Below are 15,587 nucleotides of genomic sequence, written 5' to 3' on the forward strand. Positions count from 1 at the left end.
GTCGCTTCTATAACGTCTCGTTAACCAACAGTTGGTGAGTAATAGCAAAGCGGATGAGATCCACATTGTTGGTAAGCCCCAGTTTGCTTAAAATATTTGCCCGATGCACGTGAATCGTTTTGTGGCTAATTGATAAATCGTAACCAATCTCTTTGACGTCTTTGCCTAAAATCAGGTGATTAAACACCTCTCTTTCGCGTTTAGTTAACCCTTCAAGGACAGATGGCGTACCTGAAGCATTGCTTAGGTTAATTAAGGCATCGGCACACAAATAGCGATCACCATTAGCCACGGTACGAATGGCGCTCACTAACTCTCCAGGCCCACAACGTTTTGATAAATAACCACAAGCGCCAGCTTCTAACGCTTTACTGACAAAGGACGCTGAATCATAAATAGAGAGAATGATGGCTTTAAAGTCCGGCTGAGCGCGGCGCAGTTTCTCTAACAACACAAGCCCACTTTCGTCGGGCATTGAAATGTCGATAACTGCCACATCGATAGAAGCGTTCACCAGCGCACGAAATGCTTCGCGCGCGCTACCATACTCACTGTGGACATGAATGTCTGGTTCAACCGATAACAGTTGTGCAAAACCAGAGCGAACCATGAGGTGGTCATCCACCAAAGCAACTGAAATCATACGGGTATCCTATAGGTTTGCAGTGATAGTCGCAGATGTATCAATAAGTATCAAAAACCAGCGCAGGGGATGTGATTGCTCTCTCGAAACTTATGATCAGTGGCAGGTAGGCATTAAATGAGCGAGTTACTCGCACTACGAGGGCAGTGAAACAAAAACATCGCTTGCAGTTCGAGCCTTGAACAAGTAACGTTGCGCAGTTTTTTATACAATTCACATTTATTAAGGTACTGGTTTTGATCTCCACCGCGAATATCACTCAACAATTTGGCGCAAAGCCTCTGTTTGAAAACATTTCCGTTAAGTTTGGCGAAGGTAATCGCTATGGCCTGATTGGCGCTAACGGTTGTGGTAAGTCAACATTTATGAAGATTCTAAGCGGAGAGCTTGAACCTTCGAGTGGTAACGTTAGCTATGATCCTAACGAACGTGTGGCGAAACTAAATCAGGATCAATTCGCTTACGAAGAGTTCACGGTTATCGACACGGTAATCATGGGCCACAAAGAGTTGTGGAAAGTTAAGCAAGAACGTGACCGTATCTATTCTCTGCCTGAAATGACCGAAGAAGATGGCATGAAGGTTGCGGATCTCGAAACTGAATTCGCGGAAATGGACGGCTACATGGCCGAGTCTAAAGCCGGTGAATTGTTGCTTGCGGTAGGCATTCCTCTTGAACAGCACTTTGGTTTGATGAGCGAAGTGGCACCAGGTTGGAAACTGCGTGTGCTACTGGCGCAAGTTTTGTTTGCTGAACCACACATCATGCTGCTTGACGAACCAACCAACAACTTGGATATGGATACCATTCGCTGGCTAGAAGATACGCTAAACCAACGTAACTGCACCATGATCATCATCTCGCACGACCGTCACTTCTTAAACAGCGTATGTACACATATGGCTGACTTGGATTACGGTGAACTGCGTCTGTACGCGGGTAACTATGACGAGTACATGACAGCGGCATCGCAAGCGCGTGCGCGTCTGCTCTCTGATAATGCCAAGAAGAAAGCACAGATTGCTGAACTGCAAACTTTCGTTGCACGCTTTTCTGCGAACGCATCTAAAGCGAAGCAGGCGACGTCACGAGCTAAGCAGATTGACAAGATCCAATTGGACGAAGTTAAAGCGTCTAGCCGCCAAAACCCTTTCATTCGTTTTGAACAATCGAAAGAGTTGTTCCGTAACGCGTTAGAAGTTGAAAACCTTAGCCAAGGTTTTGAAAACGATCTGTTCAGTAACTTCAACGCCATTTTTGAAGTGGGCGAACGCGTAGCGATCATTGGTGAAAACGGCGTCGGTAAAACGACACTGCTTAACACCTTAGCGGGTGTACTTGAGCCTCGTAGCGGCAGCTATAAATGGTCTGAAAACGCGAACATTGGTTACTACGCTCAAGATCACGCGCACGATTTTGCCGAAGATATGAACCTGTTTGACTGGATGAGCCAATGGCGTCAAGAAGGGGATGACGAGCAAGTGATCCGCAGCTTCTTAGGGCGCATGTTGTTTGGCCAAGATGACATCAAGAAATCTGTTAAGGTCATCTCTGGTGGTGAACAAGGTCGTATGTTGCTTGGTAAGATCATGATGCATAAGCCAAACATGCTGTTGATGGATGAGCCAACCAACCACATGGACATGGAATCGATCGAATCGCTCAACACGGCGTTGGAGAACTACAAAGGGACTCTGTTCTTCGTATCTCACGACCGCGTATTTGTGGACTCACTGGCAACGCGCATCATTGAAATTCGTGATAACAAACTGACCGATTTCAAAGGCACTTATGCTGAATTCTTGAAATCTCGTGGCGTAAACTAATCCACGGTTTACTCTTAAGAAAAGGCTTCCTGCGGGAGGCCTTTTTAATGCCTGCAATCTGGAACGAGCCAAAAAATAGAGTGCATTAAAATGGAGCACACGTTCCAATTTGGTGCGCTTCTTATGAATGCGTTCATTCTTCCATCATGCAACAACTCCCTTGATATTTATATAATTCACTCTATTTCAATAAGTTATTTGATATTGAAAAGTTATTGATTCATTTGTTTATTTTGGAATGTATTTTGCTTTAAGGCTGTTCAATACCAATAACTCACTATATTGGTGAGAAAATAATCAAGTAGCACAGGATTGGTGCACAACATTTCAATGGAGAATCACTAAGATGACTCAAACCGTAAGTCAGGTTCAAGGTGCCGTACAAGCCCTGACTCAAAGTTCTGATACGCTATTTTTGCTGCTCGGAGCAATCATGGTGTTTTTAATGCACGCCGGATTTGCCTTTCTTGAGGTGGGGACTGTGCGTAAAAAGAACCAAGTGAACGCGCTGGTAAAAATTCTCGCCGATTTCGGTATTTCTACGATCGCCTATTTTTTTATCGGTTACTGGATAGCCTACGGCGCTCATTTCTTTGCTGATGCACAAACCCTTGCCCAAGGGAACGGCTATCATCTAGTTAAGTTCTTTTTTCTATTGACGTTTGCCGCCGCTATTCCTGCTATCGTTTCTGGAGGCATTGCCGAGCGCGCTCGGTTTTACCCCATTCTCATTGCTACTTTTTTCACCGTCGGGTTTGTTTATCCGCTGTTTGAGGGAATGATTTGGAATGGCAATTATGGCGTGCAAAGCTGGTTTGAAGCTCAATTCGGTGCTGCTTTTCACGATTTCGCTGGTTCGGTGGTCGTGCATGCGGTCGGCGGATGGATTGCACTCATCGCTGTCATGTTTCTAGGAATGCGTAAGGGAAGAGTACGTGCAGGAAAGCACACCAACTTTGCTCCATCCAACATTCCGTTCCTAGCATTGGGCGCGTGGATTCTTTGTGTGGGCTGGTTTGGTTTTAACGTCATGTCAGCGCAAACATTAAATGGAATTAGTGGATTAGTCGCGATGAACTCTTTAATGGCCATGACTGGTGGTATTTTAGCAGCGTTAATTGTCGGAAAAAATGACCCTGGCTTTATCCACAATGGTCCTCTAGCGGGATTAGTCGCGGTGTGTGCAGGATCGGACTTGATGCACCCACTGGGTGCCTTAGTGACGGGAGTGGTAGCGGGTGCTTTATTTGTTTGGTTGTTCACTCAACTACAAAACCGAACGAGAATAGACGATGTATTAGGTGTATGGCCATTACATGGTGTTTGCGGCGCATGGGGTGGGATTGCCGCTGGTATTTTTGGCCAATCATCACTCGGCGGCCTAGGTGGTGTCAGCCTCGCCGTTCAACTACTAGGAACCTTATTGGGTATTTCAGTGGCAGTATTGGGTGCCGCAATCGTTTATGGCTCTCTCAATGTATTGACTGGATTGCGTTTATCTGAAGAAGACGAATTTAACGGCGCGGATTTGGCTATCCATAAAATCTCCGCCATTAACGAAGATTGATTACATATAGACCGAAGTCGCGGGGTACTTCGGTCTATTTCATAGCTCGGTTTATGTCACAGAAAATAAGCAATCAATGGCCATTTTATACTATGGTCTAACCCTCAAAACTACTGTTGTTATTGCATCGGTGCTAAGCTAGCAAAAAAGCGTGCAATAAGGACATAGTATGAATTTCCCTTACAAGAATATCGTGATCCTCACGGGGGCAGGCATTTCAGCGGAATCAGGCATCAAAACATTTCGTGCTCAAGATGGGTTATGGGAAAACCATAAAATAGAGGATGTCGCGACCCCTGAAGGTTTCGCACGTGATCCCGATCTCGTACAGGATTTCTATAATCAGCGTCGTCGAAAACTCCAATCTGAATCAATACAACCTAATGCCGCCCACATCGCGCTTGGTAAATTAGAGCAAGAGCTAGAGGGAAACGTAACGATTATTACGCAGAATATTGATAACCTTCATGAGCGGGGTGGTAGCAAACAGGTGATTCATATGCACGGTGAGCTGCTTAAAGCACGCTGCAGCGTTTCTAACCAAGTAATAGAGCATAAAGACGACATTCTGAGCGGAGAGCTTTGTCATTGCTGTCAAATACCAGCTCAAATGCGACCTCATATTGTTTGGTTTGGCGAAATGCCACTGCGCATGGGCGATATTTATTCAGCACTCGAGACGGCTGATCTTTTTATCTCTATCGGTACATCGGGCGTTGTTTATCCTGCTGCAGGCTTTGTTCATGATGCCAGAATGCATGGCGCACACACCATTGAGATCAACTTAGAACCGAGTGCCGTTGAAAGTGAGTTTGAGGAAAAACGTTACGGTAAAGCCAGTATTGAAGTTCCGCGGTTAGTGGAAGAGATATTAGGGTTAGAAATGCCAAAAAAGAAACACGCCTAGAGTAGGCGTGTTATCTAAACATTGAATATGATCAATTATTTACTTTGAGCTTCTGGAAGTATTCGTCGTACAACACATTCGCTTCTCCCACCTCATCTTGCCAAAACCCGCTGTCCATCACAGATTGTGGAGGGAAGATATTAGGATCATTGGCGAAAGATTTGGGTAACAGTGAATAGGCTGTTTTAACGGGAGTTGGGTAACCAATTTCTAATGCGATTTTTGCTGCATTCTCAGGACGCAATAAGAAATCAATCATCTTATGAGCCGCATCAACGTTTTTGGCCCCAGCCGGAATGGATATGCTATCCATCCAGAAAATCGCGCCTTTTTCTGGCCAAATAATGTCAATTGAAGCGCCTTCTTGGCGGGCCATATACGCCGAGCCATTCCATAACATACCTAAAGAAACTTCACCCGCTAAAAAAGGGTTTGCCGGAAAGTCGGAGTTGAACACTAACACGTTTGGAATCAGTTTTTTAAGCTCTTCATAGGCCGCTTTAATTTCGTCAGGATCCGTCGTATTAGGTGAGTAACCAAGCTTACTCAGTGCAATATGGAACACCTCACGAGCATCGTCCATCATCATCAACTGACCTTCCCATTTGGCATCCCATAAGTCGCCCCAGTTTTTGATCAGTGATTTATCAAGCATATCGGTATTAATACCAATCCCCGTTGCGCCCCAGATATAAGGGATAGAAAATTTGTTGTTTGGGTCGAACGATTTATTGAGATAGTTAGAATCAAGATCAGCAAAATGAGAAAGCTTAGCGTGGTCAATCTCCTGCAGCATGCCTTCTTTACGCATTTTAGAAACAAAGTAGGTGGATGGCACGACAAGATCGTAACCGGAACCTTGAGTCTTTAACTTGGCATACATGCTTTCATTAGACTCATAGGTTGAGTAAATGACTTTAATTCCTGTCTCTTTGGTGAAATCTTCGAGAACGTCGTGGGGGATATATTCAGACCAGTTGTAAAAATAAAGCTCTTGATCTGCAGCCATTGCAGGCGTAGTGAATAGAGTTGCTGCGCAAATAGCGCCAGCATACAGTGTGCTTTTCATTACGTTTCCATTTTAGTCGGTGCCAAAGCTTAACTAGGCAAGGGTGCGTGATACGAAAGTGCAAAGTATACCAGTTTTAACGAAAATAGGCAGCTAGTGCTGCCTATTTCATACTTTTTGCGGAATTATTGACCCGCTTTTAACTTCATAAAGTAATCTTCATACTGCACAGTTTTTTCACCAACGGCAGATTGCCATTCAACACGATCTAAATCATCTTGAGATGGGAAAAGAGCAGGGCTGTCTTTAAATTTCTCATTAGACGCTTTCACGCCAGTTAAATAACCCGTGTCGCGAGAAATTTGTTCTGCAATTTCTGGACGTAGCAAGAAGTCGATCATCATATGTGCGGCTTCTACGTTTTTGGCACCAGAACTGATAGCAAAGTTGTCAACCCAACCGATACCGCCTTCTTTAGGGAAAACAAGCTTAATTGGCAAGCCTTCTTTTTGCGCAGCTGCTGCAGAGCCATTCCACAGCATACCTAAGCCAACTTCACCAGAGAGGTAAGGAGCGGCAGGGTTATCTGAGTTAAATACCAATACATTAGGCATTAGTTTTTGCAGCTCAGCGTAGGCCTCATCAATTTGCTTTTCATCCGTAGTGTTACCTGAGTAACCTAACTTACGAAGGGCAATGTGGAATACCTCACGAGTATCATCCATCAACATTAGCTGGCCTTTCAACTCTGGGTTCCATAGGTCACCCCAGCTTTGGAAATCATTGGGATCATACATATCGGTATTAACCGCAAGCCCAGTGATAGCAACCACGTGTGGAATTGAATAATCATTATTTGGATCGTAAGGTTTATTCAAATAGTTGTTATCAAGGTTTTTAAAGTTGCTTAATTTGGACTTATCAATCTTTTGTAACATACCTTCATCGCGCATTTTAGAAACGAAGTAGGTGGATGGAACAACAAGATCATAACCTTGGTTGTGTGTTTTTAGCTTTGCATACAAAGTTTCATTCGACTCATAAGTTGAATAAATCACTTTGATGCCGGTCTCTTTAGTAAACTGCTCCAGAAGACCACTGTTAATGTACGGCCCCCAGTTCATGAATACTAGTTCCTTGTTTTCATCCGCTGTTACTGCTCCAGAGAACAAAGAAAGCGCACATGCACTACCAGCTAATAGAGTAGCCCATTTTTTCATTGACGTTAGCTCCAAACCAAACGTTGCCTATTTTTAGGCGTTAGATAGAAAAACAGAATGACGATTTGTCATTCTGTTTCGCGTAATGTATTACAAGATGTCGATTCTACTTCACTTTTTCCCTTGCTAACAACTGTGATGTGATTACTAGAGCCAATGAGACAACTAACATCACGGTCGCCAGAGCGTTAACTTCTGGGGAAATGCCAACTTTAACCATAGAATAAATCTTCAATGGTAAAATCTCGTAAGTAGGGCCGGTTACAAACGAGCTAATGATCACATCATCTAATGACAGTGTGAAACTCAGCAACCAACCAGCCGCAACTGCCGGTTTCGCTAATGGCAAAATGATTTTGGTCAAAATCACCCACTCGCCAGCACCGAGATCTTTGGCAGCTTCGAGCATCTTTACATCAAATCCGTTGAGGCGACTGTAAACAGTCACAACAACGAAAGGTAAGCAGAATGTAATGTGTGCAATCAACAAAGTAAGAAAACCTAGCTGAGCACCTAACACTAAGAATAGCGCAAGTAGCGAAATTGCCATGACAATATCTGGGGACATCATCACAACAAACAACATACCATTAACTGCACGTTTACCTTTAAATTGATAACGAAAAAGAGCTACAGCAGTTAAACTGCCAATCAGCGTCGCTGCTGTGGCTGAAAAAACCGCTACATTCAGCGAGTGCCATGCGGCCTGAACTAAGCTGTCGTTTGCAACTAGCGCGTGGTACCACTTAGTAGTGAAACCGCCCCATTTAATACCAAATTTGTTGTCATTAAATGAATTTACAATCAGCACTATGATCGGTAGGTATAGAAATACATACACTAAACTCATAAAGCTAAATCTAACTGTTTTGCCCATTAGTCTAGCTCCACTTTCTTATTCAATAACTTACCAGCACGATAGTATGCATAAAGCATTACAGCCATCGCCAGAGTCAAGGCAATGCTGGTCGCGGCGCCAAATGGCCAATCACGAGCATTCAATACTTGGCTCTTAATCACGTTACCAATCAGCAGGTTTTTCGCGCCACCGAGTAAGTCAGCAATATAGAACATACCTAATGCTGGCAGTAACACCAACAAGCAGCCCCCGATGATACCCGGCATGGTCAATGGCAATACTACCTTCAGCAAAGTTTGAAGCTTATTTGCCCCTAGATCTCGCGCGGCTTCAATGTAGGTATCGTCCAATTTTTCAATAGCAGAATAGAGCGGAAGAATCATAAAAGGCAGCAAGATGTAAACCAAGCCAATCATTACCGCTGTCTCGGTGTACATAATACGCAGTGGTTTGTCTATGATGTCTAAAGCCATTAAAGCTTGGTTTAGGATGCCTTGCGTACCCAGCACTATTTTTAATCCGTAGGTACGGATAAGAGAGTTCGTCCAAAAAGGAACAATCACCAAAAACAGCATAATTGGACGCCATTTTTGTGGCATTTTTGCGACAATGTAAGCAAATGGATAACCAATAACCAAGCAGAGAAGGGTAGCCACAATTGCCATATAGAAAGAGTGCATGAGCACTTTGGCGTAAAGTGGATCCAATAAGCGTGTATAGTTATCAAGCGTGAAGGTCATTTCAATTAAGTTGGCTTCATCGCGAGTCAAAAAGCTAGTACCAATTATCATAACGTTAGGGATTAGCACAAACAGCACTAACCACCCAACAATCAATGTGATAATAGCATTTTGAAGATTAAGCTTCTTGCTCATCATCGAGTACTACCTCCCAGCTTTCAACCCAAGTGATAGCGACTTTCTGACCGAGAGAATGGTCCACATCAGGATCATCTTCGTTAAAGAATTCGCTAACCGTCACGCGCATGCCTGATTCTTCCAATTCGACTACAGATTCTAGAGTCATGCCTTTGTAGGTACGTTCTGTCACGTGTCCAACAATGCCTTTTTCTTCTGACTCTTTAATCTCTTCGATGCGAAGATCTTCAGGACGCAGCAAAACTTGTAGTTTGTGTCCGGGTTGTACATTTTGATCGTGGTAAACCACCGCTTCAACACCTTCGATATGTGCACGAATACGCTTATCGTCAATTCGTTCGATCGTTTCAGCATTAAATACGTTGATCTCACCGATGAAGCGGGCAACAAATAGGTTTTTAGGGTCTTCGTAAATTTCACGTGGAGAGCCATCTTGCTCAATTTTCCCTTCACGCATAACAATAATGCGATCCGACATTGATAAAGCTTCTTCTTGATCGTGTGTAACGAAGATAAAGGTGATCCCAAGCTGACGTTGAAGCTGCTTAAGCTCCATTTGCATCTGCTTACGAAGTTTATAGTCAAGCGCGGATAAAGATTCGTCTAGCAACAGAACCTTAGGTTTATTAACAACGGCACGCGCGATCGCGATACGTTGTTGTTGACCACCAGAAAGTTGACTTGGTTTACGCTGGGCCATCGCGTCGAGACGTACCATCCGCAGTGCTTCCATCACACGGGGTTCAATGTCCGCCGTTGGCACTTTTTGCATACGCAAACCAAACGCGACATTTTCAAATACTGTCATATGTGGGAAAAGTGCATAGCTTTGAAAGACGGTGTTAACGTGTCTCTGTTCAGCAGGAACTTTTGTAACATCTTGATTATCAAGAGTAATTGAACCTTGATCTGCGGTTTCAAAACCTGCAATCATTCTTAGTACTGTTGTTTTACCACAGCCAGAAGGACCAAGTATCGTTAAGAATTCGCCATGATTAACATCAAGGTTTAGGTTGCCAATGATTTCCTTACCATCGAAACTTTTACTGATACCAGAAAGACGAACTACTGGTTTTCCTACTGATTTTTTTACGTTCAACGTCTGTTTTTCTCCCACCTTGGTCTATAGGGATGCCTATCTTACGACCTGTCGCTATACACAATTGAGGCGCGCATCATAATCACCAAAAGAGTGAATTCAAAGCGTTTTCTTATATTGATACAGAAAAAGTTTTGTAGGTAGCAGTAAAGATTGATTACCATACAGAACTAACTAACTGTTCAATGCTTTCAAGTGGTTAATTATCAACCAAACACATAATAATGCAAGATCAGATTAGGCTTCTGATTTTGGACTAGAGTGTATTGCAGTATAATGACAATAACTTTGTGACCCAAATACAGGCAACTTGCTTTTCCGTTGCCTAGGACATTTTATGAATAATGATATTGAAAAAGATTTCAATTTAGGTGGTAGTGTAGAGCATGCGCTCAAGGGAGATTACGAGCTAAACGTCAACGCCGTGCTCAAAGAGGCATGGGATTGTACGATCAAGCAATTTATCTCCTTTTCTCCTTCCATCGTGATTCTTTTATTTGTGCAGCTTGCGATCTTCTATATTGCTTTAAAATTGCAACTGGGTGATCCATCACTAATCTTGGATGCGTTAGAAACACCAGAAGCTTTCACAGGCAATATTGTGCAAGCTATTTTTGTGGCTAATTTTAGCTATGAGGTCGTTAGTGCACCTATTTATGCTGGCGTGAGCTTGATGGCGATGAGTCATGTCGCTGGGTTAAGAACACAGCCAAGACATATAGGTAAGGGATTACAGTTCACCATCCCAGTGATTTTAGCAACGCTATTCAGCTTATTACTGCAAGGTGTAGCAGGAATGATTTTCCCATTGCTATCAATGTATTTGAGTATTGCGTTTAGCCAATCCATCTTATTGATCTGCGAAAAACGGGTTCCACCTATGCAATCACTGCTATTATCCTTACGCGCAGTCAATAAAAAAATCGTTCCTATTGCCGTGATTTATTCCGTGATCATGCTGATGTTCGTTGCCGCCGCGCTCTTTTATGGGATAGGTTTCATTTTTGTATTACCTTTCTTCTTCCATGCTAAAGGGATTATTTATCGCAATATGTTTGGCATCAAACTAAAGATCATAGCGACTAATCAATCCGACAATAATCCAAATTCTCAGGTGTTCAATGCGTAAAATAATCTTACTTACCGCCATCTCGCTCGTGGTTGTGAGCTGCAGCGTTTATTACGTCAAGCAAACCTCAACTGAGACGACTTACAAAAGCGACATTCCATCTTTGCAAGGTGCAAGAGCTATTGGCAAAGCGCCTGACTTCTCAGCCATCGATGATGTGAATGAGAAAAAGCATGCTTTTTTTTCTTTCTTAAAACCAGGGATAGCTTGGGAAAATTTACGTGTTTTGCGAGAGCGTGAAATATTAGAGAGGATTGCACAACATCATCTAAGCAATCAGATAGCCAAAAGTGACTATAGTGAGGCGCAAAAACTCTCTAAGCGATATGAAGTACCGATTCCTGCAGAAGACATCACTAGCGCATGGCTAGAAAACATGCTGCATCGAGTTGACGTTTTACCCGAAGCGTTAGTCTTGACCCAGGCAGCGAATGAATCGGCTTGGGGAACCTCTCGCTTTGCAACGGAAGGAAACAACTATTTCGGTCAATGGTGTTACAGTGTAGGGTGTGGGTTGGTACCTTTGCAACGCGTGGAAGGTATGACTCACGAAGTGGCGAGTTTTGGTTCTGTTCAAGAGTCAATCCACAGTTACTTCATGAATGTTAACCGCAACTCCGCTTATCATGATTTACGAGAGATTCGTTTTCGATTAAGAAAAAATAATGCCGATTTATTGAGTGCCGACAGTGCCATGGAGATGACCAATGGCTTACTGAAATACTCAGAGCGCGGAGAAGCTTATGTGCAAGATCTTCAATCTATGATGCGTCACAATCAGCCTTTCTGGACAGAATAATAATGAAAAAAAGAACACTTACCTTATTACTGACAACGCTATGCCTTGCTAACTCATTTCCCGTTAACGCTCAAGAGTATATGTTTACATACTCCAAGTTGTTTTCAGCAATGAAAAATAACGTGAAAGAAGAGTACCCTAATGTCAAAGTCGCTTATTATTTCCTTAATGCCAATACCAAGCAGCTCTGCCCAATAGAGAAGGCTTGGATGGAAAAAGAAAAGCACTATGAAGCGTTGAAAGTCAGTAGCAACCACGAGCTACTACTTCCTTTAGACGAGCATTTACGGCAAGCGAATCCGTTAGTGTTTGTCGATACTCCTCAAGATATGCGTTGTGACTTTTCGACTGTTGTTATGGCAAAAGAGCAGTTCAAAGGAGAAATATCTTACCAGCAGGTCGCCATCTTATTACCTCAGATGCAAAAATTACTGGAAGAGCTCGGCGGGATGTTTGCGAGTTGGTTCACACCCGATGTTTCTGGTGTCACACTCGAATTTGCCAATAATTTGAATTCGCTCATTCAGTTGAGTAACGGCGAAACCATTAACATAGAAGATGGCAAAGCCCAAGTGGAGCTCAGTCAGCTGGGTGAAGGTGGATCGATGCAGTTGCCACAAGAAACGGTTCGCGTGTTACCTTATCTTCCCAAAGCGAAACATTAGACATGTTGGGCTAATATCAATAGGGCTGCATTCGCAGCCCTTACTCGTTTTATCTTTGTAGGAATATCAAAGATTGGTGACATCCAACTTCAAACTAGGATCAAACTCCATCACGCTATCCTCATCTTCGAGCGCTAGGATTGGCATCTCTTCTTTATCAAAACCAATGTCGCCGCCATTAATAACGCCTGAATCACGGTTAATCGACTTAAAGTCAAACAACTTGAAATCAGCCAAATGGCTAGGCACTACATTTTGCATTGCACTAAACATGGTCTCGATGCGCCCAGGGAACTGTTTATCCCAGCCATTTAGCATTTGCTTAATGTTTTGACGTTGCATGTTTGGCTGAGAGCCACATAGATTACATGGAATAATCGGATACTCTCGCATGTTCGCATATTTGATAATGTCTTTTTCACGACAGTAGGCTAGAGGGCGAATTACCACATGTTCACCGTTATCAGACACAAGTTTAGGTGGCATTCCTTTGATCTTTCCACCATAAAACATGTTCAAAAATAGCGTTTCTAGAATGTCATCACGGTGATGGCCTAACGCAATTTTCGTCGCACCGAGTTCTTTGGCTGTACGGTACAAAATACCGCGGCGTAAGCGTGAACAAAGTGAGCAGGTGGTTTTCCCTTCAGGGATCTTATCTTGAACAATAGAATACGTGTCTTCTTCGACAATTTTATATTCAACGCCTAGTTGCTCTAAGTACTGCGGCAGAATGTGTTCAGGAAATCCGGGCTGTTTTTGATCAAGATTCACGGCAATAAGCTCAAAGCTAACAGGGGCACTTTTCTGAAGGCTCATCAGAATATCCAGCATGGTAAAGCTATCTTTACCGCCAGAAAGACATACCATAATACGGTCGCCATCTTCAATCATATTAAAGTCAGCAATGGCTTGACCCGTATTACGACGGATACGCTTCTGAAGTTTATTGAAATTATATTGTTGAGCTTTGGTGCGCTCTTGAATTTGCTCAGTCATCAGTGTCTGGTCTTTAATCTTTAAAACAAAATAGAGTGCGTATGATACGGATAAATAGCGCAGATGCCAGATCTAACAAGTAAGGAAGATAAAAAATCCCCCTCGTCTATGACAAGGGGGATCGATGATAGATCGGGCCATTTTAAATAGAGGTTTTAGGATCTAAAGGGCTCACGTAGCCATGCGGCTTTAATGCTAAAACATCACAGTTAATTTTATCAATGACTTGTTCTGCCGTGTTGCCAATAAATACTGCCGATAACCCTGTACGCCCGGTCGTACCAAGAATAACCATCGCCGCATTGAGTTTTTCAGCTGCTTGAGGAATGACGTCTTCAGGCAAGCCTTGCTCTACAAGTGTTTGCGATTCATCTATACCATGCTTTTGTCGCAATGCTTTCATTGCCATCAAGTGGTGACCACGAACAGCATCAGTGTAGGTCATTGGATCAAACTCGGGCAACTCAATGGTAATATTCGCAGGCGTAATAGGGTATGAATTCACCAGATAAGGCGTCGCACCTAAACGAGTGGTGAGGCTTTTTAGTTGTTCAACCATGCAATCATTTAAATCAATATGAGCCGGATTTTCTGACCCCACATGTACCGAAGCGATTATATTCGCATTCTGTGGCCAATCTGAATTTTTAACCAATAGCACTGGAGTTGGGCATTTACGCAATAAGTGCCAATCTGTCGGTGTAAAAATAACGGATTCCAGGACATCATGCTTACGCGTCCCTTTGATCAGAATGTCATGTTCTCCGTAAAATATCTCAGCAATAATCGCTTCATAAGGGCGGTTATGCCACACCACTTTCACTTCAAATTGGATCGAACTATCAATATACGGTTCAGCTACTTTCCTCATCCATTGCTCGCGCTGATGGATAACACCACGTCGCATAGCATCACGCTCATCAACAGAGAGCATCGACGTCATGTCATAAGAGAAATCATAAATAGATAGAAAAAATGTAATGTGGCTAGAAGACGTGCTTTGCTGCGCTAACTGTATGGCTCTGGCAAGGGCGGGTTGTTCATCGTGGTTGATGTCAGCAACTACCAGAATCTTGCTATAAATACTCATATCGACTCCTTAATTATGGAGGAGGGCGTTAGAGTTACTTTAGCTCATAACCAGCGAGAATTTTAGAAAAAAAGAGAGTTTTTAACAGAAGTATGACGTAGCTCATTTAAGAGCTACCTCATTGAAGTTACTTAGTTTCTTTAGATACGCCTGCCAGTTCCATCAGTTGGTCATGGTCAAGGATTGTGATGTATTTGCCTTTAACGCTAAGGATTTCAGACTTCTGAAAACGGCCGAGTAGACGACTGATCGTTTCAACAGTGAGACCAAGGTAATTACCGATATCACCACGAGTCATTGTCAGACGAAACTCTCTAGGGCTAAAGCCGCGCTGAGAGAAACGAGTCGACAAGTTATAAAGAAAAGCCGCCAATCTTTCTTCTGCATTCTTTTTAGATAGCAGAAGAATCATCTCTTGGTCACCCTTAATTTCATTACTCATCAAGCGCATAATTTGCTGACGTAACTTAGGCATTTTACCCGAAAGATCATCAAGAATTTCGTAGGGTATTTCGCATACCATTGATGTTTCTAGAGCCTGAGCAAAGCTAGGATGAGAATCATCAGTGATCGCGTCAAAACCAACTAAATCACCCGCTAAATGAAACGCAGTGATTTGTTCATCACCTTGCTCAGTAATGGTATAACTTTTAATTGTACCTGAGCGAATAGCGTAGAGAGACTTAAGGTCGTCACCAGCTTTAAATAGCTCTTGGCCCTTTTGGATAGGTTTTTTACGCTCAATAATTTGATCAAGTTGATCAAGTTCAGATTCATTGAGAGTAAAAGGAATACAAAGCTGGCTAATGCTGCAATCTTGACAGTGAATTGCACAACCACCAGATTGAATGCGCTTTGCCGCTGGCTTATCAGAAATCATAACAACCTTTCACTTTT

Annotated in this window: 15 protein-coding genes; 6 read left to right on the plus strand and 9 right to left on the minus strand. The window is 43.0% G+C overall.

The genetic code is table 11. The annotated features are described in order from the left end of the window. Positions 1-7: 7 nt before the first annotated feature. On the minus strand, positions 8-643 hold the full coding sequence (locus NB504_RS16790) for a response regulator (RefSeq protein ID WP_088732421.1): 636 nt from the start codon (positions 641-643) through the stop codon (positions 8-10). Positions 644-879: 236 nt separating this feature from the next. Here NB504_RS16790 and NB504_RS16795 point away from each other — a divergent pair, with 236 nt between their 5' ends. The 3 genes from NB504_RS16795 to cobB all read left to right on the plus strand — a co-directional run bounded on the left by NB504_RS16795 (position 880) and on the right by cobB (position 4,943). Next, entirely contained in the window at positions 880-2,469 is a 1,590-nt protein-coding gene (locus tag NB504_RS16795; protein WP_094123503.1) for an ABC-F family ATPase, read from the plus strand. 346 nt (positions 2,470-2,815) lie between these two features. After that, positions 2,816-4,036, plus strand: a complete 1,221-nt coding sequence (locus NB504_RS16800; RefSeq protein ID WP_019281009.1) for an ammonium transporter — start codon at positions 2,816-2,818, stop codon at positions 4,034-4,036. 169 nt (positions 4,037-4,205) lie between these two features. After that, a complete protein-coding gene (cobB, locus tag NB504_RS16805) occupies positions 4,206-4,943 on the plus strand; it encodes a Sir2 family NAD+-dependent deacetylase (RefSeq protein WP_013856880.1) in 738 nt (245 codons plus the stop codon). 31 nt (positions 4,944-4,974) lie between these two features. Here the strand turns inward: cobB and NB504_RS16810 are convergent, their stop codons facing one another. The 5 genes from NB504_RS16810 to potA all read right to left on the minus strand — a co-directional run bounded on the left by NB504_RS16810 (position 4,975) and on the right by potA (position 10,026). Beyond that, positions 4,975-6,012 carry an extracellular solute-binding protein gene (locus NB504_RS16810; RefSeq protein ID WP_013856881.1) on the minus strand — a complete coding sequence of 346 codons (1,038 nt, stop codon included), beginning with the start codon at positions 6,010-6,012 and terminating at the stop codon, positions 4,975-4,977. Between the two features lie 125 nt (positions 6,013-6,137). Next, positions 6,138-7,172, minus strand: a complete 1,035-nt coding sequence (locus tag NB504_RS16815; protein ID WP_026027330.1) for an extracellular solute-binding protein — start codon at positions 7,170-7,172, stop codon at positions 6,138-6,140. A gap of 106 nt (positions 7,173-7,278) precedes the next feature. Further along, positions 7,279-8,049, minus strand: coding sequence for a spermidine/putrescine ABC transporter permease PotC (gene potC / locus NB504_RS16820; protein ID WP_013856883.1), 771 nt, complete (start codon positions 8,047-8,049; stop codon positions 7,279-7,281). Next, positions 8,049-8,906, minus strand: coding sequence for a spermidine/putrescine ABC transporter permease PotB (gene potB, locus NB504_RS16825; RefSeq protein WP_026027331.1), 858 nt, complete (start codon positions 8,904-8,906; stop codon positions 8,049-8,051). Before potB ends, potC begins: the two co-directional genes overlap by 1 nt. Further along, positions 8,890-10,026 (minus strand): spermidine/putrescine ABC transporter ATP-binding protein PotA, encoded by a 1,137-nt coding sequence (gene potA, locus NB504_RS16830; RefSeq protein WP_010320264.1) that lies wholly within the window; start codon positions 10,024-10,026, stop codon positions 8,890-8,892. The genes potB and potA overlap by 17 nt, the downstream gene beginning before the upstream one ends. A 319-nt stretch (positions 10,027-10,345) precedes the next feature. Between potA and NB504_RS16835 the strand changes: the two genes are divergently transcribed. From NB504_RS16835 to NB504_RS16845, 3 genes are read left to right on the plus strand one after another with little or no spacing between them, the layout of a single operon-like run. Next, positions 10,346-11,137, plus strand: a complete 792-nt coding sequence (locus NB504_RS16835) for a hypothetical protein (protein ID WP_258429374.1) — start codon at positions 10,346-10,348, stop codon at positions 11,135-11,137. After that, positions 11,130-11,936, plus strand: coding sequence for a glucosaminidase domain-containing protein (locus NB504_RS16840; protein WP_129532484.1), 807 nt, complete (start codon positions 11,130-11,132; stop codon positions 11,934-11,936). The genes NB504_RS16835 and NB504_RS16840 overlap by 8 nt, the downstream gene beginning before the upstream one ends. 2 nt (positions 11,937-11,938) lie before the next feature. Continuing rightward, positions 11,939-12,601 (plus strand): DUF2987 domain-containing protein, encoded by a 663-nt coding sequence (locus tag NB504_RS16845; protein ID WP_258429375.1) that lies wholly within the window; start codon positions 11,939-11,941, stop codon positions 12,599-12,601. A 66-nt stretch (positions 12,602-12,667) separates the two neighbouring features. Here NB504_RS16845 and ttcA read toward each other — a convergent pair whose 3' ends face one another. The 3 genes from ttcA to NB504_RS16860 form a co-directional block, all read right to left on the minus strand. After that, positions 12,668-13,600, minus strand: coding sequence for a tRNA 2-thiocytidine(32) synthetase TtcA (ttcA, locus tag NB504_RS16850; RefSeq protein WP_013856889.1), 933 nt, complete (start codon positions 13,598-13,600; stop codon positions 12,668-12,670). 142 nt (positions 13,601-13,742) lie between these two features. After that, the gene (gene uspE, locus NB504_RS16855; protein WP_013856890.1) at positions 13,743-14,690 is read right to left on the minus strand and encodes a universal stress protein UspE; all 948 of its coding nucleotides are present in this window, start codon (positions 14,688-14,690) and stop codon (positions 13,743-13,745) included. A 127-nt stretch (positions 14,691-14,817) separates the two neighbouring features. Further along, complete coding sequence (locus tag NB504_RS16860; RefSeq protein ID WP_010320258.1) at positions 14,818-15,570, minus strand: FNR family transcription factor; 753 nt, start codon at positions 15,568-15,570, stop codon at positions 14,818-14,820. Between the last annotated feature and the right edge of the window lie 17 nt (positions 15,571-15,587).

Origin of the sequence: Vibrio sp. RM-69-4, assembly GCF_024743775.1 — a bacterium.
Classification (GTDB): Bacteria; Pseudomonadota; Gammaproteobacteria; order Enterobacterales; family Vibrionaceae; genus Vibrio; species Vibrio anguillarum.